Consider the following 23,536-nt stretch of genomic DNA (forward strand, 5'->3'; position numbering starts at 1 on the left):
ATCTTACTTAAATCTAAGTATAGAAATTAATTTATCCTCTTTCAATGGCAACCATAATAATTTATAGCTTAATAAACTTTAAAACTACTATAGTTTAAATTATAATTATTATTAATAATAAGTTATAAAAGAGGCAAATATGCATAAGAGCATCAAAGAAATTTTAAGTAACCCTACACTAGATAGTATGATCACAGTGAAAGGATGGATCAGAACAAAACGCAGTAATGGTAAAATCTCATTTGTAGAAATTAATGACGGGTCAAATATTAAAGGAATTCAAGCGGTAATTGATGAAGAAGAGCCTCAATTTGAAAAACAAGAATTTAAAAAGCTTACAACAGGTGCCAGCATATCCTTAACCGGAATTTTAATCTTAAGTCCGGCAAAAGGACAAACCTATGAAATTAAAACAACAAGTTTTAATGTAATTGGAGAAGCAGATCAAGAAACATATCTTTTACAAAAAAAAAGACACACCTTTGAATTCTTAAGAGAAATCCCCCATTTAAGAATTCGTACCAATACATTTGGAGCTGTGGCCAGAATTAGAAACCAAATTTCTTATAAAATTCATGAATATTTCCAAAAAAATGGATTTTTTTATATCCATACCCCAATTATTACATCAAATGACGGAGAGGGGGCTGGTGAAATATTTCGTGTCTCTACCCTAGATCTTAACAGCATTGCAAAAGGACAAAAAATCGACTTTAAAGATGATTTTTTTGGCAAACAAGCATTCCTTACAGTAACTGGACAACTACACGGCGAAGCTTATGCAATGGCCTTATCAAAAATATATACATTCGGACCGACATTTAGAGCAGAAAATTCCAACACAACACGCCATGCCTCAGAATTTTGGATGATTGAACCTGAAATGGCATTCTTTACGCTTGAAGATAATATCAATTTAGCAGAAGATTTCCTTAAGTCTATTTTAAGAGAAACTTTAAATCATTGTGGCCAAGATATGGAATTTTTTGATAATTTCATTGAAAAAGGCCTAATAAAAAAAATTGAAGATGTAATAAACTCTAACTTTGAAGTTATTACATATACCCAAGCCATTAAAAAACTTGAAAATGCAACAAAAACATTTGAAATAAAGCCTTACTGGGGAATGGATTTACAAACAGAACATGAAAGGTATTTAACAGAAGAAATCATCAAAAAACCTACTACGGTTATTGACTATCCAAAAGAATTTAAAGCATTTTACATGAAAATGAATGAAGACAACAAAACTGTTAAAGGAATGGATATTCTAGTCCCACGCATCGGAGAAATAATTGGAGGCAGCGAGAGAGAAGACAATCTAGATAAGTTGAATAAAAGAATAAAAGAACTAAATTTAGAAGTAGAAACTTTGAATTGGTACTTAGACTTAAGGAGATTTGGGTCGACTCCTCATTCTGGATTTGGACTTGGACTTGAAAGATTAATTCAATATATAACAGGAATGGCTAATATTAGAGATGTAATCCCATTTCCAAGAACCCCTAAAACTCTTTATTTCTAATAAAGAGTTTTAGGAGGAAAATTTGCAAAGAAAAATCTTATGTAAAATGTTACTAATATCATCAACATTAATGTTATTCTCTAATGAAGAACCTGGAAATAATCTAAAAATATTTTCAAATATAGAAGAAGAAATTATAAGTAAAAAACCAAATTATAAATACAGTAAAGCAAAGCCTAAGCTCAATAAATCAAATAAAATAAATTATCCACACACACAAAAAAATTATCATCACAACACTACAAGGGGAAAAAATAGAAATATACAAATTGATAAACCTAATAAAAAACAAAATGTAAGAAAACCTACAAACAATATCGTAAAAATAAGGCAATCGAACAAAATATATTATCCTAAAGACAAAATCAATATACAACCTTCAAATTCAGAGAAAAACGTATGGTACAACATCAAAGTCTATCCAACTCATACAAAAGATAGATTCAATAAAATAAAATCACTAAATAAAATAAATACGCAAATAAAAAAAGATTTTGCTTTAATTGGTCCAATCCCAGAAGACAATTTAGGAGAAATAACAAAAGCATTACATATCAGAGGATATAATGAATTAGAATATATCAAAATAGAGTAAAACTAAAGTTTGTTCGACAAAAATTTTAAAATATCATTTAATTCGTCATCTAAATTAACAAAATTTAATTTATATTCATTTTTTGATAAACCTATTAATTCATGATTGCTGTAATGTATCCACGTGTTTAGCTCATCCTCACTTGAATATTTATTAACATAATAATCAGGCTTATAATCCACTTGTCCACGTTCTTTATAATCATAAACAGCAATCTTAACATTTTTACTATCTATTCCTCTCTTTAAAACTTCCTCTCGCAAATGAATAATTGTACGTCCAGTATCAAAAATATCATCAACAAACAACACATTATCTCCTGCTCTTAAATATTTTGGATCATAAGTCCATCCATCTATCATTATTTCTTTTTGCTTATTTGAAACATCATATGATCTTGCAACAACAGCAGCATAAAGAAGAGGCTTTTCTAGCTTAATAAATTTAAAGAACTCACTAATAATATTACCAAGATAAGCTCCTCCTCTTAAAGAAACATACATAATATCAGGAATAAATCCATTTTTATAAATCTTATAAGCAAGCTTAAGACCATTTACTCTTATCTCTTCATAAGAAACGAACTTTTTCATCAACATAACACCTCAAAACACATAAAAATTAAGATTTATCTAAAAATAATTAACCATTTTCATTAAAATTAATATTAATATATTTATTGCTTTTGCGCGCTTTCAAAATTAAAAAATAATTCATACTACACGCATTTGATTAAAAATCAAACTCATTAACATCAATAATATCACTTTCCCTAAAACACTTAAACATAAATCTTCTAAGTAATCACCTCCTTAAACTTTAGCCAAATCATGTTAAATGACTTATTAAAATTGAAATAACTTCACAATATAAGACAAAATTCTCAAACCTAGATCTAAATAGGCTTAAAGATATTCATTCTTTAAGCCTTATACCAAAAATAAAGTTTATCATTAAAAAGATACTTTCAAAGTTTGACCATCTCTTAAAATACTATAAGTATTCTTCCTATATTCAACAGCATCATAAAAATCTCTTAAGCTTTTAATATTTTTTGAATTAACAATCATAATGACATCTCCCGTTGAAATTTTAGGATTTGTACCTAAAGTTGGATCAACACTGTCTACAACAACTCCATTAATCCAACTTCTTAACCCAAGTTGAGTCTTAACCGCCTTAGTTAAAGGATAAACAGTAAAACCTGGCAGCAATTTTATATCTGAGACATATTCCTTTTCATTATTGATTTTGGGCTTAACATCAAGTTCTATTTCAACATTCTTTTTTTCTTTTCCTCTTAAAATTTCAACCTTAATCTTCTCTTTTGCATAAAAATCACTAATATACTGCTTAACATCATAAAAGAAATTCATTTGAACACCATTGATCTTACTAATTATATCACCTGCTTTAAGCCCTGCTTTAAAAGCAGCTGTACCATCAAAAACACCCGAAATAATTGCCAATGAGCCAGAATCATCCTCATAACCTAAACTTTTAAAAAGTTCCGGATCTTTACCTCTTAAACGATGTAAATCAACCCCCATCCAAGCCGATTCACTCTTCTTACCGCTCATTAAAACATCGAAACTACTCTTAGCGTTATTAATAGGAACAGCAAACCCAAGTCCAATATTGCCCCCAGAAGGAGAAGATATCCAAGTATTTATTCCAATAACTTCTCCCTTAATATTTACAAGAGGTCCTCCAGAATTACCACGATTGATAGCTGCATCTGTTTGAATAAATGAATTTCTTGCTTTCAAATTAGGATTAACCGAACGATGAAGACCGCTTATAATACCTGCTGTAACTGAAAAACTAAAGTGATGGGGACTCCCAACAGCTATAACCCAATCTCCTATCTCAAGTTTGTCACTATCACCAAGTTCAGCTACTTCAATATCTGCATCATTAGCCTCAAAACTAACTAATGCAATATCTTTCTTATCATCCTTACCTACTAGGTTTGCTTTATAAATTTTATTATCATAAGTTCCAATTTCAAATTCAACAGCATTATCTACAATATGACTATTTGTAAGAGCATAAAATAAATTTGTCTTCTTAGAATCTCTTCCAATAATTACTCCAGAACCACCCCATTGTGCCTTTTTCTCAAGATTAAGCCCTGGAGCATCAAAAAAGAAAAAAAAATTCAAAAAATCACGTGTTTTAACTACCCCAGTCGCATAAATTTCCACAGTTGATGGTAAAATCTTTTTAGATACCTTTCTAAAAGAATCCTGAAGAGATTGTCCAGTATCACCTTTCTCCTGTGCAAAAACAATGGCATTTTTATCAGATTCTAAATAATGTATGCCAACAAAAAACCCAATAGCTAAAGCTAAAAAGCTTGTCAAAAATACGGAAATAAAATTTTTCTTCATTTTGTACACCTCCATAATATAAAACCAAATCTTTTAAATAACACTTACTTAAAATCTATTAAATCTTACTTAAAATCAAAGGCAAACCGTCAACAACAGCAACAGTATGCTCAAAATGAGCAGAACAACTCAAATCAGATGTAAAGACTGTCCAACCATCATTCTTAACAGAAACTTTATATCCCCCTAAATTTACCATCGGCTCAATCGCTAAAACCATACCTTCCTGAATCCTAATATTTTTAAAAAAAGGCTCATAATAATTTGGAACACCTGGCTCCTCATGCAAAGCAAAACCAACACCATGCCCTGTATACTCCCTCACAATTCCAAAACCAAATGGCTTAATATAACTTTCTATAGCTTTTGAGATATCTAAAATCCGATTACCAACTTTCATCTCAGCAATTCCCCTATAAAGAGATGCCTCTGTAACTTCTAATAATTTACTGATCTTAGGATTTACCTTACCCACCTTAAAAGTCTTAGCCATATCACTATAAAACCCATCTAAAATAACCCCACAATCAACACTAATAATATCGCCATCTTTAAGTTCTCTTGAGCCAGGAATTCCATGAATAACCTCCTCATTTACAGAAGCACAAATAGTTCCCTTAAATCCATTATATCCCTTAAAAGCAGATTTTGCCCCATTCTTAGCAATAAAGTCACTAGCAATCAAATCAAGCGTCTTAGTGTTAATTCCAGGGGCAATATTCTTTTCAATTTCTAAAAGAGTCTGGGCCAAAAGTCTTGCAGATCCCCTAATTTTCTTGATCTCTTCCCTAGATTTTAATCTTAATTTCAAATATTTAATCCCTCTCTTTAAGTATCTCTATCATATTCATATAAAGCTTACCCCTATTAGTTTCATAAAAAGAATGTGAAGTTAAAATAGCTTCCCGTCCCTTTTCAAATTCACCTAAATAAAGATAATTAATTCCTCGCTTTAAATACATTTTTGCCACATCCTCACGCTCTCTTGAAGTAATTTTACTCTTATCATCAAGAGTGAAGGGTAAAAGAGCAACTGCCTTACTAAAATATTCTTCAGATTCTCTATAATTTTTTTGATAAAATTTTAAAACCCCAAGATTATAATAAACACCATATAAATACTTACCCATTTGATTCTCAAAAATCACCTTTTCTGCAACACGTAAGTCTTTTTTCAAAAACAAATAATAAAATTTATAAAAATAATACCAATCTTGAACTTCATCAACGGAATTATAAATCTTAAAAAATAAATCTAAATCCCTTAGATCAGAATAAAGAAGCAAATTCCAAGCCAAAAGCTGAGCAATATCAGTATTATAATTCGATCTATAAAATAAGCGCCATAAAAAAGACTTTTTGGCCTCATATTTTAAATTTGAATAATTTAACACAAAATAAAGTTTAAAAAATAAAGGACTATCTTTATACTTTTTTACAATCTCATTTGCATTAAAATAATCATTAGCTTCAAAATAAATATTAGCCAAATAATAACTCATCATTTCATTTTCTTTAAACTTTTCATTAGCTTTATTTAAATAAGCAATAGCACGCTTTAGATCATTTTCCTTCTTAGCAATAAATGCCAGACCAAGATATATCACCATACTATAATCAGGAAAATCAGTATAAAGCTTTAAATATTCATTCTTAGCATTGTGAATATCGCCCTTTTTCAAATAGGCATCTGCTAGCAAAAACATCAAACTTGGTTCATTGTTATTATTAATAAGCTTAAGATTTGCAATAGCAAAATCCAAATTATCAAGACCGTAAGAAATATAGGCAAGCTCTTTAGCGAAATCCTTATCTTCCTTTATTTGCAAAAGTATTCTTTTAGCAGAATCTAAATCCTTTTTCTCTATATATAAAAGCATTGCATTAATTAAAAACGCATTATTCTGAAGATTTAAACCTATAGTCTCAAAAGCAAGAGCATCTCTCTCTTGTTCCATTTTTATCAGAAAGTTTTTAATATCTTTTATGTCATAGCTTAAAATTAAACTTTTCATAAAAGCCTCATCATATAAATGCTTATATTCCTTATATCCTAAAAGATATTGCTTTGCAATATCATAAGCCTCTAAAACAGCACCCACCTTAAGTTTTGAATATACCTCAAGTGCCCTAAGCTTTAAATTTCCAGGCAAACTTTTAACGCTAAGCTCTAAAATATCTCTCATCAATAAATAATGCTTAATTTTATCAGAATAAAGCTTTGCTCTTTTAATAAGAGAAAGCCACTTGTATTCAGTATCAGCATAATAAGAATAAAATCTTATTATCTTCTCAGCGCCCTCTAAGTTTCCATTTAAAAGATAACCATCAACTTCTATAATAACATCATTAAAATCTCGCTCACCCTTTAACATATATAAAACATATGGATTTAAGCTTAAATAAACAAAAATTGATATAAAAAGGACCAAAAATAAAATAAGAAATAACAATATCTTATTTGCTTTCAAATGAACTCTCCATATCTTTTAACAAAGCATCAAGTATCCCATTAACAAATTTATAGGAATTTTTACTACCATACTTCTTGGCAATTAAAATAGCCTCATCTATTATAACTCTCTTGGGAACATCTAAATTTTGAAACTTAAGTGAATATACACTCATCCTCAATATGGCAAGATCAACCTTATCCATACGGTCTAAACGCCAATTAAGAGAAATATCACTAATTAATTTGTCAATAGATTCTAAATTATCACAAGTACCATTAACCAGAACAGAATAAAATAATCTTAAATCTTCTTCTAAATCTACTCCATGATCTTCAAGACCAAAAATATCATAAATATTATCTTTTGCCTTACAATTAACATCAATACTATAAATTTTTTGAAAAGCTAACACTCTAGCCTTATGTCTCAAGTTCATAACCAATATTATAAATATTTTCTCTTTATTTTAGACTAGAATCCAAAATTTGTATACTAGCAGACTTATTGAGTTTATCATAAATCTCTTGTTGTACTCTAGCAACAATTTGCTGCTGATGAATATTAACCATATTATTTTTGATGGCATCCTTTACAGTCATATTCACATTAGGAGATATCTTGTCTTGAAGCCCTAAAAACCTCTGAGAATACATTTCAGTAACTTTAACTATATGAAAACCTTCTTTTGATAATATTGGTTGAGAAATGTCTCCCTTATTAAGCATAAAAACTTCTTTAATAAAATCTAATCCAAGAACATTTTGTGCATTCTGATCACCTCTTGCCAAGAATCCAAGATCACCATTTTTAGCCTTAGAAGCCTCATCATTTGAATATTTTCTCACAGCTTCCTCAAAGGTAATCTTTTTCGATTTTATCTGATTTGCAATATCCTTTGCCTTTGCAAGAATCTCTGATCGCTTTTTATCTTTTGAAGAAAAGAAAACATGACTAATTCTTGCTATATCAGGATTAACAAACTTAGTTTTATTAGCTTCATAATATTCGATTACTTCCTTTTCACTTGGAGTTTTTATTTCTGAAAATTTAGGCTGAGCCGTCTTTAAAATCAATTTTTGCGCAGAAAGAGATCTCTTCATTGAAGATAAAAGCTCATTCCAATTTGTCCCCTGACTTTCTATCATTTGTCTAATTTGCTCATCTGTAAGACTTGCAAGTCCAAACTGAGCTCTAATTGTTTGCATAACTTCCTCATCTCCAACCTTAATCCCCTGCTTTAAAGCTTCTTGACCAAATAGGACATCAGCTATTAAAATTTGTAAAATTTGTTTTCTCTCAGCATTACTTAAATCTCTCCCCTGCGTCTTTTTCAATGTATTTACTTTAGAATCAAATTCTGTTTTAGTAATAATTTCGTTACTATGCAAATTAATAATTACAACAGGAGTATTTTGAGCAAAAGATGTTATTCCTACAACAAAAAACAACAGAAAACACAAAAAATTACCCATAAAAATCACCTTTATATCAATCATCGAACTAAATCACTGCATAAAATTTTAACAAAACATTAAATTTAAATCTAGTTTAAAATAGGAATATCATTCATCTATATAAGAAAGCCGCTATTCCCTGACCACCTCCAATACAAAGAGAGGCAATTCCTTTTGATTTATTATTTATTTTCATAAGACGTGCAAGAGTTAACAAAATCCTTGCACCACTAACTGAAAACGGATGCCCTAAGGCAATAGCTCCTCCATTAACATTGATAATACTATCTTGCACATTATATTTTTGACGTAAAACTTTCAAAACACTTAAAGATTGTGCTGCAAAAGCTTCATTTGTTTCAATAAAATCAATTTCACTTGGAATCAAGTTAAATTTTTCTATAATCTTCTCAATAGCAAGGAAAGCTCCAAATCCCATATGAAGAGGATTTAAGCCTACACTTTTAAACCCGCCGACATAAGCTAAAGGTTGTACTCCTGTCTTGCAAACAAAATCCTCACTTGCCAATATTAAGAAACAAGCCCCATCATCTAAACTAGAAGAATTGCCGGCAGTAATAGTCCCTCCTTCTTTAAAAACAGGTTTTAAAGACGAAAGTTTTTCCAAACTTAAACTATCACGTATCTCCTCATCACTACATATAACCCTTTTAAGTTTTGTCTTTTTATCAAAAACTGATAGTGGATATATTTCACCATTAAAATATCCACTATCTCTTGCTGCTGTTGCTTTCATATGAGAATTATATGCAAACTGATCCTGCATCTCTCTTGTAATTTCATACATTTCTGCCAAATTTTCTGCTGTAAGTCCCATCACAGTACTACTTGGCGTATCAACTAAGGCATCCTTATATATTGAATCTTCTATTTTAAAGTCACCAAATTTTAAACCATCAAATCTGACGCTCCTTGGTAAAAGATAAGGCGCATTACTCAAATCTTCCACACCACCAGCTAAAACAATTTCACTATTACCAAGAGCTATAGAGTTAAACGCAAGCTCTAAAGACTTAAGTCCTGATCCACAAACTTTATTTACAGTAAAAGCAGGTGTAATTTCGCCCAAACTGGCTTTCAAAACAATCTGCCTGGCAATATTTTGACCAAGTCCTGCTGAGATTACATTTCCAATAATAACCTCATCCACTCTATCAATATTATTTCTTCCAAGCAAAGCCTTAACAACATCTGAGGATACATCAACAATGTTAATTCCCTTCAATGCTCCTCCAAATTTAGTAATAGGTAATCTAAGTCCATCAATAATTGCTATTTTCCTCATATTAAACCCCATACAAAAAAAACTAATCTTAATTATATATTAACAAAATACAATGATATGTTCACATAAAAATGCTATATTAATTATAAATGTATTTAGTAAAATTTAATCTCAAAACAATAATTATAATGCTTGCTATCAATTCCTATGCTTATAACTATTCAATCAGATATCAAAATGACGGGGTTAACAAATATCATTTTAACAATCTAAATGATGCTCTTGGATTTGCATTCAGTGATTGTTTTGATGATCTCAGAAGCGGTTCTTTAATATTTATGCATGAATCAAAATATAATTTTATGATAAATGCAGAAGCACACATGTTAACTTTTAGAGGGAACAAAGATTCTCCTGAGCAATCAAGAAAAAGAGTTGATCTCTTAGAAATTGGCTTTATGTATTATTTGCCATTCTCAATAAAAACAAAAACACAACACTTTGGCAACATTAATATTGGTATTGGTATTAAAAACCTACTCTATGGAAACTGGGGTGGGGCCCTAATACAAAGAGCAGTGCATTTTACCTTAAGACAAATGAGACCAATTCCCAAAAACTATGAAAATTACAATTATAGAGGTTTTTTAAGTGCAGCTATTAACTATTCTTACATGAGATTTTTCAATCTTGAAAATTACATAGATTTATCTTATTTTGCAGACTATTTTTTCAAAACAAGTATTTCAATGGACTTTAAAAATGAATCTATAGGAATTGAAACTAAATTCTTCTATCAAACCCAAAGTGAAATAAATAATATAGAAACATATTCGCAACTACAAAAAGCAGAAACTGGAATTGGAATTCAATACAGACTTCATTCTAAAAACTTTTTCACAATAAATAACCTTAATTTAAACAATTTCTCAAACAAGGAAAAATTTTTCAGTGTAGGGGGATTTGGTATAGTTTTCACTGAAGAATATGAGAATAATTTTGAAGATAATTTGTATATTCTAAACCAAAATTTTTCTTTTGGATATGATATTATGATCCCATTCCAAACTAGAAATTCAATATATTACAGAATAATGCCCCAATTAAATTATTATTTTGCCATTGCAACAAATTATGATATTAATTTATCTGTACTAAATAGTCGTACAAATAGATTTTCATCTGGATTGACGTACGAATTATTTACAAAAAATCAATTTACATTATACATATGTTCTGGAATATTCTTATCTTATAACAAAGACAATAAAGATGTAAAATCCATTTACAGACCATTAAAAATAAAAGATACACTGCAAGCGGGATTTGAAATTGAACCTGGAATATCCATAAACACATTTATATACAATAAAACAACATATAATATAAAAATATTTACGAAAATCAATTATTCTCCAATTATTTATAACACAAACAATCATACTTTAGAGACACATAAATTCACTTTTAATTATATTGGAATCGGTATGAAAATTAATATCTAAATACTACAAGTACATATGCAACAAATAAGAGCCTGTCTAAGATCAAAGACAATAAAAAATAATATTCAATATGACATAACTTGATAAAAACATTTTTAATAAAACTTAACGCAAAATCATCAATGTAAAAAATTCCATTCCAAAAAACAACCTATAATACTAATAGTCACTTTCATGCTCTTTATTAACAAATTTAACAACATGTGGAAGAAATAATACATCAGCTCTTCCTGTAGGCCCATTTCTATGTTTAGCAACAATAACCTTAGTATCAACAGCACTTACAACTCTCTCATCATCAGAACTGCCTCTTAAATCCTTATCTCTATGAAGTAAAATAACAATATCTGCATCCTGCTCTAATGCCCCTGATTCTCTTAAACTAGCAAGACTGGGCTCACGTCCCTCAGTATCTCTTGTAAGTTGTGAAAGGGCAATAATTGGAATCTTAAGCTCTCTTGCAAGCTCTTTAAGCGCTTTACTAATTGAGGCTACCTGTTCATGCCTGGGAATATTCTTAGCTTCAAGAGAAATAAGGCTAATATAATCAACAAATAGTATGTCTACACCCGAAAACCTCTTAAGCTTCCTAGCCTGAGTTGCAAGCGTTAATAAACTAATATTAGCAGTATCTTCAATATAAAATTCAGAATTACTAATATCATTTACAACATCATTGATAGCCTTAATCTCATGACTTGACAAAATACTATTTTGAATCTTAAAACTATCAATATTAGCTTGAGCTGCTATTATTCTTTTAATTAAAGCATCAGAAGTCATTTCAAGAGAAAAAAACCCCACTTTCCGTTTTTTATCATTCCTCAATGCGATACTTGATGCGATATTAAGTGCAAATGCGGTCTTACCAACACTAGGACGAGCACCAATAATAATAAAATCACTCTCTCTAAAACCCCCAATAAGACTATCAACTTTTTTAAAACCAGTTGGAATACCAAAATTAACTTCTCGTTTTTTCACGCTTCTTTCATATATCTCAGCATGAACTCTCTCCGCAACAACTTTTGCATGATTAAAATTTTTATTAGAACAATCTAATTCAATTGAAAGAATTTGTCTTTGTGCTTCTTCCACAAATTGCTCAACTTTTTTTGTAGAATCATTAGCCAAATCATTGAGTTCTCTAGAAATTTTGGAAATATCTCTTCTAATGCGATGTTCTTTAACAATTTTTACATAAACATTTATAGTCTTATCAGTGGGAAGATATCCTGAGAGAAAACTCAAATAATCCTGCAATCCTGTTAAAGCTTTAAAATTACTTAAAAGCTGTGATTTAGGTGTTAAGGAAGATACTTCCTCAAATACGGTTATTGGATCAATATTTTCTCTTTTTTCATAAAGAGAAATCATAGCTTTAAAAATCATCTCATGATTCTGATTATAAAAATCATCTGGCTTTAGATATAGTAATGCCTCTTCCACCTTCCCTGGATTATAGAATATACTCGAAATAACTGCCTTTTCCGCACCTTCGTTAAAAAGAAGTGTAGAAGCTGTGCTTACTGAAGTAAAGGCCACAAACTATACCTCTTCCTTAAACTTCCTTTGCAACACTCTTAGACTTTTTTAGAGATTTTTTTTTCTCTTCCCTTTTTATCTCAACTTTAATGACAGCATTAATCCCCTCATAAAGCTTAATGGTAACATCATAAATTCCAAAAGTTTTTAATGTACCATAATGTATATCTATTTTTCTTCTCTCAATTTCAAACCCAAGCTTTAAAAGCTCATCGGAAATATTCAAGCTATTAATACTATGAAACAATTTTCCACCATCATTAGACTGCATTACGAACTCTAAATTAACCTTATCAAGTTTAGCTTTAAGTTCAAGAGCTATCTTTTTTCTTGTTTCTTGTCTCTTAAGTATTGCTCTCCTCTTCTGATTAAAAATATCAATATTATGTTTATTTGAAAAAACAGCAAAACCTTTTGGCAATAAATAATTTCTTGCAAAACCATCCTTTACCTCAACAGTATCACCTTCTTTGCCAAGATTAATAAAATCTTCCTTTAAAATCACTCTCATAATCTCTCCTTAATTATTGCTTCACAAAGGGAAGTAAAGCCATATATCTAGCTTTCTTAATCTCTAGTGCAAGACGCCTCTGATGCTTAGCAGAAGTGCCGGTAATTCTCCTAGGCAATATCTTCCCTTGTTCTGTAATAAACTTTTTAAGGAAATCAAACTCTTTATAATCAGGAACTCTGTCCATATCGCAAAATTTGCATGTTTTTTTCTTAAAAAATCTAAAATTAGGATTTTTCTTAAAACCATCTTGATGTCCATCAGTTCTTGAATCTCTCTGATGGGAATCTACATCTTTATACATAAATTCAAACTCCTAAAAAGGTATATCTTCATTAAAACTGTCACCAAAACCAATATCCGTAAACGAATCTGGCTTCTTATAACTTTCAAAACCAACATTATTAACACCTTGAGCAGCAAGAGGCGTCCCAAACATCTGAATCTCATCTACTAAAATGCTGCACTTGCTTCTCTTATCACCAGTGTTTTTATCTTGCCAACTCTCATATCTTAAAGAACCACTAACTACAACTTGTTTTCCCTTCTTAAGAAAAACACTAAGACTCTCAGCTCTCTTAGCAAAAATAACACAATCAAAAAATTGAGCATAATCCACCCATCCATCACTTTTTTTCACCCGTCTGTTATTAGCTAAACCGAATTTAAGAATAGCCATACCTGCCTCAGTATAAGTAAGCTCAGAATCCCTCGTAAGCCTACCAGATAATACTAAGGAATTAATATCGGCCATCTACAACCTCCTCAATCTACTTTTACATCAGCAGTAGCTTCTGATGATTCCTTTTCTCTAGTATCTCTATTATCCTTGAACTCTCTAAAATTTCTTCTCTTAACTTTTTTAACATTAACCTTTTTATTAATCTTAACTAAGATCATATATCTTAACAAATTTTTAATAAGTTTTAATTGCACTTCAAGCTCTTTTAAATTACTACTCTCCATCTTAAATTCTATTATCTCATATCTACCACGCGACTGCTTCCTAATAGAATATTCCAATGCCCTCTCTCCAAGAGAATTTTCAACAAAATCACTAGCATTAAAAGCTGTTAACTGTTTCTTTACCTCTTCTAAAGCACCCTTATATTCAAGTTCTTCGCTCTTAAATAAAAAACAAGCCTCATACTTTTTTATCATTTTAACTCCTTATGGTCTTAATCGCACCATAAACTTTCCAAAGTTATGGCAAAGGTCATCTTAATACTATAACAGATTATTTAAATAGTATATAAAAATACTTATTTTTTTTCAATATTGAGTAAAATCTTTTCAAAATCACTCACCCCCAGAACAATTAAAAATTGTATCTTACTATCCTTTCCCCTAAAATTAATCTTAAATAAACATTAATAAACCTTTACTCATTATCAGTAAATTTAACTAACAACTGCTCAATATCTTTAGAAATAAGATTTATGCTCCATTAACACAATTAGAATAAACTATCTTAAAATTTTAAATCTTTATCAAATTAAAATCAAATATATCTTTATTTCGAAATTTAAATATTTCTCTTCAAGAACTATACCCCCACTAAAAACTTAACTCTCGCAAAAATTTCTTTATAATAAAGAACAAAAAACAATTTTTCTAACACAAATTTATAACTTCGAAATACATCCTATCCAAATAAATTCTAATTATCATCATCATTATTATTAAGTTTGTAAAGCTTCCCTGTTGAACCTTGCTTTTCAAGTTTATCATCTTCTTTCATTTCAATATATGCTTTAATTCCTTGTTTTACATTATCAGATGCAACAACAACACTGGCCTTAAAAAGCCTTTCAGGGGAATAATTTTCAATAGCTTTTTTAATATAATAAACATTTGTTCCATAATCAATTTTAATGGTATTATCAATTGTAACAATATTTAAAGCACCTGTTTTTTTAAGAATATCCTCCGATATAAGCTCAGGACTGAAAACTACAAATCTTAAGTCTGTTGAGACAACATCAAACCCCTGAATATTATCAAGACTTCCAAGACCTTGAGCTATTAAATGTGCAATCCCCATTCCTTCAACTTCCCCTTCACTACCAGCAAAAAATGGTTCACCAACACCAAAAATCTGAAAATCAAAATAATTATAAACCCATTTAAAAGTAAAATAATACAAAGCAAAAAATGCAAATCCTAATGGTAATAAATAAAGCCAATTTGTCTTGTCATGACCTTGTAATATTCCAAACATAAAGAAATCAAAAAATCCAGCAGAAAAAGTAGACCCAACTACAATATCAAATACATTAGCAATCAACAATGCAAATCCGGTATAAATAGCATGTACAAAATAAAGCAAAGGTGCTGTAAAAACAAACAAAAATTCTAAAGGCTCTGTAATTCCTGTCAAAAAAGCTGCAAAAGCCCCAGAAAATAGCAAAGACAAAACCTTACGCTTATCATCATGAATGATTCCTCTATAAACCCCGAATGCCGCCCCAGGAAGCCCAAACATAATAGAGAGATAAAATCCACTATTGAATCTGGAAATGTTTGAAGAAAACCTAGTAAGATATGGATCTGATAATTGAGCATAAAATATATTTTGAATACCACCAACAACCTGACCATTAATAACCTCAGTTCCTCCCAACGAAGTAAAGTTAAAAGGAAATGTAAGAATGGAATGAAGCCCCAAAGGAATGAGCATTCTATTTAAAACCCCATAAAGAAAACTATCAAAATAGTTAAATTTAGCAATAAAAAATCCAAAAGAAACAATTAATTCATTAAAATATGGCCAAACGAAAACAAATATTACCCCCAATAAAATACAAAAAGGAAAAACTATTATGGGAACAAACCGAAAACCAGCAAAAAAGTTAAAAGGCCCAGGCAATTCAATATAATAAAATTTATTGTGCAAATACCCAACTAAAAGCCCAACTGATAAAGCACCTACAATACCTGTATTTAAAGTTTGAATCCCTAAAATATTTACTTGACCAACTGAAGACATTAGGTCAGGCTCAACAAGTTCTGAAAACAAATCAAGAAAATAATTTTCAGTAATATTAAAAATCAAATATCCAATAAGACCTGAGAGTGCAGCAGGTCCCTTTTGAGCTCTAGCAACTCCAATAGTAATCCCTATAACAAAAAGCAATGGAATATTTAAAATAATAATATTACTTGTATTCTTAATAAGTCCTAAAACAACCTTAAAAACAATATTGTCAACGTAAAACAAATTAGAAGGACTTGAGAGTGCAGATCCAATTCCAAGCATTAAACAAAAAATTGTCAAAACAGAAATTGGCAATCTTACTGCATTAGAAAACTTTTGCAAATTTGCAAATCTAAGAACCTTGAAAAAATTTATCACTATAGGCCTCTCCATTCAAAAATTTAAGACAATATTATTATATAGCTTTTTTTACAAAAAGTTAGATTTCCATAAAAAAATTTAAGCAGAAAATTATGCAATAACGTCAATTTAACTTTTAGTTTCATATTAAACTATTCTTGCTCACTTGATTTATGTCTTTTTTTGCATTAATATACCTAAAATAAATAAGAACAAATGTATGTTCTAAAATAAAAATCATTAGAAAAGAGTAAGCTTATGTTCAAAAAAAACAAAAAATATAAATCATATCATGCCTCAATACCTAAAAATGAATTATTTAGCTCAATATCTCACCTAATTGGCATTATTTTATCAATAATAGGAACAACAATACTTATTACTCTATCAATTAATTCAGCAAAGTATCTCCATGCAGTATTATTTCTTATTTATGGCTCATCAATGACATTACTATATACAATGAGTACTCTTTATCATATGTTTACAAGGGGAAGTAAAATAAAACAACTTTTTAGAAAATTTGATCATATCTCAATATTCATATTAATAGCAGGAACATACACTCCACCATGTTTAATTCTTATGCCGAATGTTTATGGAAAAATAATCCTTATAGCCGTTTGGGGATTTGCTATTCTAGGAATTATTTTTAAGTCAATATACATAAACAGTCCCGGGTGGATTAACGGATGCATATTCATACTTATGGGATGGAGTATTATATTTGGAATTAAACTCATTTATGAAATCCTCCCTACAAAAGGATTTGTATGGCTAGGCCTAGGGGGTATTCTTTATACACTAGGAGGAATAGTATACTCAACAAGTAAAAAACTTAATCCAATAGCAAACATGAGAATGCATGATCTTTTTCACATTTTAATCTTACTCGCATCTTTTGCTCACTTTTGGTTTATGTTAAAATATGTACTTCCTATTAATTAAAGAATTAATTAAAGATTAAACAGCTTCTGCTTGAACAAGCTAAATAATTAGATTAAATTACGTAAATCATTTAAAAACCCTAATACAAAAAGACTTAACATCAACAAAATACCAACGATATAAAAATAATAAATGTATTTTGCATTAAATCGCTTCCCACGCAAGAGCTCAATTAAACTAATAAGAATTTGACCTCCATCAAATATCGGAATTATAACAAAAAATAAATTCATACCAGCAATAAGTAAACTAAAAATAGCAATAGTATTAAGCCAATATAAGATTCCAAAAGAAAAAGAACCAATAACAATACTCATCATACCAACAGGCCCTACAATATTTTTAGAATTATTCTTAAAATTAGTAAATAACGAAATAATAGACTTAAGAATATTACCTAAAATATTTAAGACTTTATTAAAAGAATTTTTCAAAGCAATTCCCAAATTATCTGCTTTAACCACTCGATCCAAACCGGGCAATAAATGAATTCCTAAACTTTTATTAGTATCTTGAAACACCAACTTTGAAGTTAAAATTTCTCCATTCCTCTCATACCTAATATCTACTACATTAACATCAAGCTTAGCCGTTACATTATTTAAATCCTCATTATTATTTAAAACCACATCATTAATACCAATTATCTTATCATTAGGCTTAAGACCGGCAACTTCAGCTGAAGAATTTGTTTTAACTTTAGCAATAATTAGATCTACCCAAGGACCAATTTCTTTTATAAGCTTATCCAAACTTGTATGCTCTTCAAAACTAATACGAGCACCATTTCTTAAAACCGTGAACGTCATTCTGGAATCTTTTAAGGAAACAAATTTATTTAAATCAGAATAATATTTTATATCATTATTATTAACGCTTAAAATAACATCCCCATTTTTAAATTTACTTAAAGCACTATTATTAATAACGACTATTTTACTAGAATAATCAGGATAAACTATACCTATCATTTCTATTGCGACAAAAATAATGAATGCAAAAATTAAATTAAAAAGAGGTCCTGCAAAATATATTAATATTTTTTTGAAATGAGAAATACCAAAAATAGAATCTTTATCAGCTTCAAGCTGTTTATTTAATCTAAACTCGTTTTCTAAGTGCTCAGATCCTTTAAGCTTACAATATCCCCCCAAAAAAATAGGAGAAAATCTATACTCTGTTTCTTTTATTTTAATTTTAAAAAGACTAGGTCCTATCCCTATAGAAAAAACTTCAACCTTAACTTTAAAAAGTTTTGCAAATAACAAATGACCTAATTCATGAATGAATATTATAAAAGTAAAAGCTAAAATACTAAGAAAAATATACATTAATTACTCCCAAAAAATTACGACAAATATAAATAAAATATAGGCCCTGTTAAAAGATAGGAATCAATTGAATCAAGAGCACCACCTCTACCAGGAATAATATTGCCGGAATCTTTAACCCCTGCACTACGCTTAAGTCCAGATTCAAATAAATCACCAATAATAGTAAAGAATCCTATTAAAACACCAAAAATCATAGCTTCTCCATAAGTTAAATTGATCAACCCTAAAAATACTACAACCATTGCAACAATAACAGAGAATAATATACCACTTAAAAATCCCATTATCGTTTTATTGGGGCTAATAATTGTAGGCCTATAACTATTTTTCCCCAAGAAATATCCAACAAGATAAGCAAAAGTATCATTACCACTAACCATAGAGAAAAGTATTAACAAAAGAATAGGTGCTCTTGGCAAAGTAGTAATAGCAACAACAAATGAAATTAAAAACCCCGGATATACAAGTATAAAAATTATTGAAGTTGCTTGTGATAAAAAATTAACAATTTCATTTTCTTTAATGAAAACTAAATTAACAATCCAATTACTAAAAACTAAAGTTATACCCAAATAAAATATTATATTTATACCTAAATCAAAAATATTGTAATGTAGATATGTCAAGATTGGAGGAGATACTCCTAAAAAGAAAGATAAAATACTAGAAATAGAAGAAGACTTAACCTTAAGCAAATCATTAACTTCCTTTGCAGCAATTCCACTAAACATAAAAATTAAAATATTAATTAATAAATAATTTTCATACTCTAAAAATATTAAAAATAAAACTAAAGGAACAAAAAATAAAAATGTCCCAAGTCGTGCAATAAATGTTAATTTTTTAGACTTAAGATTAAATAAACTTTTATCTCCCAAAATTTCTCTTCCTATTCTTAAAACATTCCAAGTCTCTATCATAATGAGAAATAGAATATTCTGGCCATAAGGCATTTGAAAAAACAAATTCACAATAAGCAACTCTCCATAAAAGAAAATTACTTATTCTCATATTTCCCCCAGTACGGATTAAAAGCTCAAGATCACAAAGTTCCGGATTATCCAAAAACTTGGAAAATACAATCTCATCTAAAGTCTCAAACTGTAAACCACTTCCCAAAATTTTCTTAGTAGCTCTAACTATTTCATTTCGACCGCCATAATTAATGGCTAAATTCAACATAAGCCCATCAAAATTTCTCGTAAACTCAATAGCATCAATGATTGACTTCCTTACTTTCTCACTTAAAGCTTCAATATCTCCTGATACTAGTATTTTTATATTGTTTGTACTATAAAACTCAAACTCAGCACTTAAATAATCGGCAATCAAAAACATTAAGTATTCTATTTCCGATTTTGTCCTATTCCAATTTTCTGTAGAGAAAACATAAAGAGATAAATATTTTATGCCTAATTTAAGAGAATGTTTAACTATCTCCTTGGCTCTCTTTAGACCTTCTTTGTGTCCTTCAAAAAATGACAGACCTCTTTTTAAAGCCCATCTTCTATTTCCATCCATGATGATCCCAACATGCATTGGAAGAGAATTACTACTCATAAACTTAAAATTCCATTATCTCTTTTGTTTTTAAATCAAAAATCTCATCTATTTTCTTGATATAAGAATTGGTATCTCTTTGAATATCATCTAAAATCCGCCGCAAATCATCTTCAGTAATCTGAGAATCTTTCTCTTGCTTCTTGGCCTTATTATTTAATTCCTGCCTTACATTTCTAGCCGCAACCTTATATTCCTCGGCAATCTTTTTTGCCTGTTTTACTATTTCCTTACGTCTCTCCACAGTTAATACAGGAACTTTAATCCTAAGGACTGACCCATCACTTGAAGGATTCATAGACAAATCTGAACTTAGTATAGCTTGCTCTATTTTAGATAACAAACTTTTATCCCAAGGTTGAATTACAATAAGTCTTGCCTCGGGAATACTAATATTGGCAACCCTAGTTAAGGGGGTTTTTTCTCCATAATAATCAACTAATACCTTATCAAAAAGAGCACTACTTATCCTACCCGTTCTTAAAGATTTATATTCACTATCAAGAGATAAAAGAACTCTACCCATCTTTTCGTCCAATAAAGCCTTATATTCCTCCATTCAAGCCTCCTTAAAAATTAAAAGGAATAAGTTATTATCCAACACTAAAATATTTAAAATCTATTATTTCTATCTTGGTTAAAATTGATTTGGAAATCTCTTCAACCTTTTCTTTAACAGTAAGTTTATCATCCTTTACAAATCCTTGTTCTAAGAGAGTAATCTCTCCCAAATATTTTTTAAGTTTTCCAGATACTATCCCTTTAATTACATTCTCAGGCTTTCCACTAGCTTCCATCTGCTTCATAAACACTTCTTCCTGCTCTTTAATATAATTAGGACAAACATCACCAACACTTAAATAAAGCGGAGCAAAAGCCGCCACATGCAAAGCCAAATCCATTGCAAGACTATTTAAACTCTCATCTCCAATTTTTAAAACATCATCTACCTTTAATTTAATAAACACACCTATCTTAGATTGCTCTCCATGAAGATAATTTTTTACAAGTTCATTAGATGCAATATTTGAAATACAAATCTTACTTACATGAATATTTTCTTTAATTGTAGCTGCTAAATTTTTAATTTCAAGTTCTTGCTGCTCATCTAAAGAATCTTTGCCACTCTCAACTAACTGTTTTATTAAAGAATTCCCAAAAGTTACAAAATCACCATTCATAGCAACAAAATCTGTCTCACATGAAATAAGCAAAAGGCCCACCCTCTCTTTATTTATATAAGAAAATACTCGCCCCTCCTTAGCATCTCTACCACTCCTTTTATCAGCAGATGCAATACCCATTTCTCTAAGTTTTTTCTTAGCCAATTCAAAATCACCACCAACAGCATCTAATGCCTTCTTACAATCACCAAATCCAGCTCCAGTCGCGTCTCTGAGCTTTTTTACCTCTTGAGGACTAATACTCACATTACTCTCCTTATATCCTATAATTCTTTTTTCTCGTTCTTAACTTCAATTTCGCTCATTAAGTCTTCTTCATTCAAATTTTCAACTATTTGAATCCCAACTTCTTTATCACTCTCCAAGATAGCATCAGATATTATCTTAGTAAATAAAGCAACAGAACGAATTGCATCATCATTACCAGGAATTGGACAGTCAATTACATCCGGATTACAATTCGTATCAACGACTGAAATGATAGGAATACCAAGCTTTCTGGCCTCATTAATCACTATTTGCTCTCTTTTAGGATCAATAATGAAAACAGCACCTGGAAGTTCTTCCATATCCTTAATTCCCGTCAAATTTTTAGATAATTTCAACTTCTCACGATTGAGTTGAGAAACTTCCTTTTTGCTAATCATTTCAAAAGTTCCATCAACTTCCATTTTTTCTAATTTCTTTAATTTTTGAACTGATTTCTTAATAGTATTAAAGTTTGAAAGCATTCCACCAAGCCATCTATTGTTGACATAAGGCATATCACTTCTTCTAGCTTCCTGTTCAATTATTTCGCTTGCCTGCTTTTTAGTACCAACAAATAAGACTTTCTTACCACTCTTTATAACACTTTGAACAAGCTCATAAGAATCTTTAATACCTTGCAAAGTTTTCTGCAAATCCAAAATATGTATTTCATTTCTCTCTGAAAAGATAAATCTTTTCATTCTTGGATCAAGCCTCTTTACCTGATGTCCAAAATGAACACCAGCCTCTAAAAGGCTTTTCATAGTAATAACTGCCAAAATAACCTCCTAAATCCCTCGCTTTTACTCACTAATTACATAGCGGAAATTACGTTTTCTCTAATAAGAATATCATAAAATAAACCAATTGGTAAGCCTATTATATTTGAATAACTACCATTAATATATTCAATCAAGATATCTGCAACACCATTTTTAAGACTTATACCTCCAGCTTTATTTTTCCAATGTCCAAGTTCAATATAATGATAAACAATATCTGGGGTTAATTCTCTAAATTTAATGAATGACATTTCACAAGCTTTAACTATTTTCTCTTTTGTTGGAATAAATATACAAAAACTAGTCTCAACTTCAATAAGCCTATTACTATATCCCATTATCTTACTAAAAGCTTCCTTTTCATCTCTTACCTTGCCAACATAAACCGAATCATTCTTTAACAGAGTATCAACAGTAATTAAACATTTATCCTTACCATATTTCTCTATAGCACTAGTAAGTTTAAGAACAGCTATCCTCTCCGTAACACCAGTCTCACCTGTTCTCATAATTAAGTCCTCATCAATATCAACACTAAGAGATAAAAAATTAATTTTTAAAGCCTCTAAAAACTCGGCCCTAGCAAGAGAACTTGATACAAGTGCAATCTCAAAATTCTCCTTATAAATCATTCTTACTCCTCTCAGAAAATCTTAATAAAGATATTAAAACTATTGAACCAATAACTGGAAACAAATAAAATAAAACATCTACTTGTCTATTATAATAATCGGAATAAAAAAGAGGTATAAAAAATAAAAATAAAACACTTCCTAAAAAACTTATAAAATAAACTAGCAAAAATCCAAATCTTAATATACCAAAAAAGACAATAATAAAACTTATCACAAAAGAGGTAATAATATTAGTTAAAATTAAATGAAAAAAAAATGTTACCATACCTCACCTTCA

25 protein-coding genes are annotated in these 23,536 nt (G+C 29.7%); 4 read left to right on the top strand and 21 right to left on the bottom strand.

The window, feature by feature from the left end; translation table 11 throughout:
• Positions 1-139: 139 nt before the first annotated feature.
• Positions 140-1,525, top strand: coding sequence for an asparagine--tRNA ligase (gene asnS / locus bhYOR_RS00495; protein ID WP_025399454.1), 1,386 nt, complete (start codon positions 140-142; stop codon positions 1,523-1,525).
• 22 nt (positions 1,526-1,547) lie between these two features.
• Complete coding sequence (locus bhYOR_RS00500) at positions 1,548-2,120, top strand: hypothetical protein (RefSeq protein WP_025399455.1); 573 nt, start codon at positions 1,548-1,550, stop codon at positions 2,118-2,120.
• A 2-nt stretch (positions 2,121-2,122) separates the two neighbouring features.
• Here bhYOR_RS00500 and bhYOR_RS00505 read toward each other — a convergent pair whose 3' ends face one another.
• From bhYOR_RS00505 to bhYOR_RS00535, 7 genes are all read right to left on the bottom strand, one after another.
• Positions 2,123-2,713: a phosphoribosyltransferase gene (locus tag bhYOR_RS00505; RefSeq protein ID WP_025433961.1), complete on the bottom strand. Its 591-nt coding sequence runs from the start codon at positions 2,711-2,713 to the stop codon at positions 2,123-2,125.
• 360 nt (positions 2,714-3,073) lie between these two features.
• Entirely contained in the window at positions 3,074-4,513 is a 1,440-nt protein-coding gene (locus tag bhYOR_RS00510; protein ID WP_025399457.1) for a trypsin-like peptidase domain-containing protein, read from the bottom strand.
• Between the two features lie 58 nt (positions 4,514-4,571).
• Positions 4,572-5,324, bottom strand: coding sequence for a type I methionyl aminopeptidase (gene map / locus bhYOR_RS00515; protein ID WP_025399458.1), 753 nt, complete (start codon positions 5,322-5,324; stop codon positions 4,572-4,574).
• Positions 5,325-5,328: 4 nt separating this feature from the next.
• Positions 5,329-6,984: a tetratricopeptide repeat protein gene (locus bhYOR_RS00520; RefSeq protein ID WP_247088156.1), complete on the bottom strand. Its 1,656-nt coding sequence runs from the start codon at positions 6,982-6,984 to the stop codon at positions 5,329-5,331.
• Positions 6,971-7,405, bottom strand: a complete 435-nt coding sequence (gene nusB / locus bhYOR_RS00525) for a transcription antitermination factor NusB (protein WP_025399460.1) — start codon at positions 7,403-7,405, stop codon at positions 6,971-6,973. The genes bhYOR_RS00520 and nusB overlap by 14 nt, the downstream gene beginning before the upstream one ends.
• Before the next feature lie 25 nt (positions 7,406-7,430).
• Positions 7,431-8,441 carry a peptidylprolyl isomerase gene (locus bhYOR_RS00530; RefSeq protein ID WP_025399461.1) on the bottom strand — a complete coding sequence of 337 codons (1,011 nt, stop codon included), beginning with the start codon at positions 8,439-8,441 and terminating at the stop codon, positions 7,431-7,433.
• 94 nt (positions 8,442-8,535) lie between these two features.
• Positions 8,536-9,729, bottom strand: coding sequence for a thiolase family protein (locus tag bhYOR_RS00535; protein WP_025399462.1), 1,194 nt, complete (start codon positions 9,727-9,729; stop codon positions 8,536-8,538).
• A gap of 89 nt (positions 9,730-9,818) precedes the next feature.
• Here bhYOR_RS00535 and bhYOR_RS00540 point away from each other — a divergent pair, with 89 nt between their 5' ends.
• The gene (locus bhYOR_RS00540; protein ID WP_025399463.1) at positions 9,819-11,174 is read left to right on the top strand and encodes a hypothetical protein; all 1,356 of its coding nucleotides are present in this window, start codon (positions 9,819-9,821) and stop codon (positions 11,172-11,174) included.
• A 159-nt stretch (positions 11,175-11,333) separates the two neighbouring features.
• Here the strand turns inward: bhYOR_RS00540 and dnaB are convergent, their stop codons facing one another.
• The 6 genes from dnaB to bhYOR_RS00570 all read right to left on the bottom strand — a co-directional run bounded on the left by dnaB (position 11,334) and on the right by bhYOR_RS00570 (position 16,585).
• Entirely contained in the window at positions 11,334-12,719 is a 1,386-nt protein-coding gene (gene dnaB, locus bhYOR_RS00545; protein WP_025399464.1) for a replicative DNA helicase, read from the bottom strand.
• A 16-nt stretch (positions 12,720-12,735) separates the two neighbouring features.
• Positions 12,736-13,230, bottom strand: coding sequence for a 50S ribosomal protein L9 (gene rplI, locus bhYOR_RS00550; RefSeq protein WP_025399465.1), 495 nt, complete (start codon positions 13,228-13,230; stop codon positions 12,736-12,738).
• 13 nt (positions 13,231-13,243) lie between these two features.
• The gene (gene rpsR, locus bhYOR_RS00555; RefSeq protein ID WP_025399466.1) at positions 13,244-13,534 is read right to left on the bottom strand and encodes a 30S ribosomal protein S18; all 291 of its coding nucleotides are present in this window, start codon (positions 13,532-13,534) and stop codon (positions 13,244-13,246) included.
• Positions 13,535-13,546: 12 nt separating this feature from the next.
• Positions 13,547-13,984 (bottom strand): single-stranded DNA-binding protein, encoded by a 438-nt coding sequence (locus bhYOR_RS00560; RefSeq protein ID WP_025399467.1) that lies wholly within the window; start codon positions 13,982-13,984, stop codon positions 13,547-13,549.
• An 11-nt stretch (positions 13,985-13,995) separates the two neighbouring features.
• On the bottom strand, positions 13,996-14,391 hold the full coding sequence (gene rpsF, locus bhYOR_RS00565; protein ID WP_025399468.1) for a 30S ribosomal protein S6: 396 nt from the start codon (positions 14,389-14,391) through the stop codon (positions 13,996-13,998).
• 499 nt (positions 14,392-14,890) lie between these two features.
• Positions 14,891-16,585, bottom strand: a complete 1,695-nt coding sequence (locus bhYOR_RS00570; protein WP_025433963.1) for a PTS transporter subunit EIIC — start codon at positions 16,583-16,585, stop codon at positions 14,891-14,893.
• Between the two features lie 240 nt (positions 16,586-16,825).
• Between bhYOR_RS00570 and trhA the strand changes: the two genes are divergently transcribed.
• The gene (trhA, locus tag bhYOR_RS00575) at positions 16,826-17,515 is read left to right on the top strand and encodes a PAQR family membrane homeostasis protein TrhA (protein WP_025399470.1); all 690 of its coding nucleotides are present in this window, start codon (positions 16,826-16,828) and stop codon (positions 17,513-17,515) included.
• A gap of 47 nt (positions 17,516-17,562) precedes the next feature.
• Here the strand turns inward: trhA and rseP are convergent, their stop codons facing one another.
• Genes rseP through bhYOR_RS08290 form a run of 8 tightly spaced genes read right to left on the bottom strand, consistent with a single transcriptional unit; the run spans position 17,563 to position 23,524 of the window.
• On the bottom strand, positions 17,563-18,846 hold the full coding sequence (gene rseP, locus bhYOR_RS00580) for an RIP metalloprotease RseP (protein ID WP_025433964.1): 1,284 nt from the start codon (positions 18,844-18,846) through the stop codon (positions 17,563-17,565).
• 17 nt (positions 18,847-18,863) lie between these two features.
• A complete protein-coding gene (locus tag bhYOR_RS00585; RefSeq protein WP_241763735.1) occupies positions 18,864-19,769 on the bottom strand; it encodes a phosphatidate cytidylyltransferase in 906 nt (301 codons plus the stop codon).
• On the bottom strand, positions 19,717-20,409 hold the full coding sequence (gene uppS, locus bhYOR_RS00590; RefSeq protein ID WP_025399473.1) for a polyprenyl diphosphate synthase: 693 nt from the start codon (positions 20,407-20,409) through the stop codon (positions 19,717-19,719). Before uppS ends, bhYOR_RS00585 begins: the two co-directional genes overlap by 53 nt.
• A 4-nt stretch (positions 20,410-20,413) precedes the next feature.
• Positions 20,414-20,968 (bottom strand): ribosome recycling factor, encoded by a 555-nt coding sequence (gene frr / locus bhYOR_RS00595; protein ID WP_025433965.1) that lies wholly within the window; start codon positions 20,966-20,968, stop codon positions 20,414-20,416.
• Positions 20,969-21,002: 34 nt separating this feature from the next.
• Positions 21,003-21,839, bottom strand: coding sequence for a translation elongation factor Ts (gene tsf / locus bhYOR_RS00600; RefSeq protein ID WP_025399475.1), 837 nt, complete (start codon positions 21,837-21,839; stop codon positions 21,003-21,005).
• A 17-nt stretch (positions 21,840-21,856) separates the two neighbouring features.
• Positions 21,857-22,621 carry a 30S ribosomal protein S2 gene (gene rpsB / locus bhYOR_RS00605; RefSeq protein WP_025399476.1) on the bottom strand — a complete coding sequence of 255 codons (765 nt, stop codon included), beginning with the start codon at positions 22,619-22,621 and terminating at the stop codon, positions 21,857-21,859.
• A 35-nt stretch (positions 22,622-22,656) separates the two neighbouring features.
• The gene (locus bhYOR_RS00610; RefSeq protein WP_025433966.1) at positions 22,657-23,256 is read right to left on the bottom strand and encodes a Maf family protein; all 600 of its coding nucleotides are present in this window, start codon (positions 23,254-23,256) and stop codon (positions 22,657-22,659) included.
• Positions 23,246-23,524 (bottom strand): hypothetical protein, encoded by a 279-nt coding sequence (locus tag bhYOR_RS08290; protein WP_025399478.1) that lies wholly within the window; start codon positions 23,522-23,524, stop codon positions 23,246-23,248. Before bhYOR_RS08290 ends, bhYOR_RS00610 begins: the two co-directional genes overlap by 11 nt.
• Between the last annotated feature and the right edge of the window lie 12 nt (positions 23,525-23,536).

The sequence above is a fragment of the Borrelia nietonii YOR genome, from assembly GCF_023035795.1.
GTDB lineage: Bacteria > Spirochaetota > Spirochaetia > Borreliales > Borreliaceae > Borrelia > Borrelia hermsii.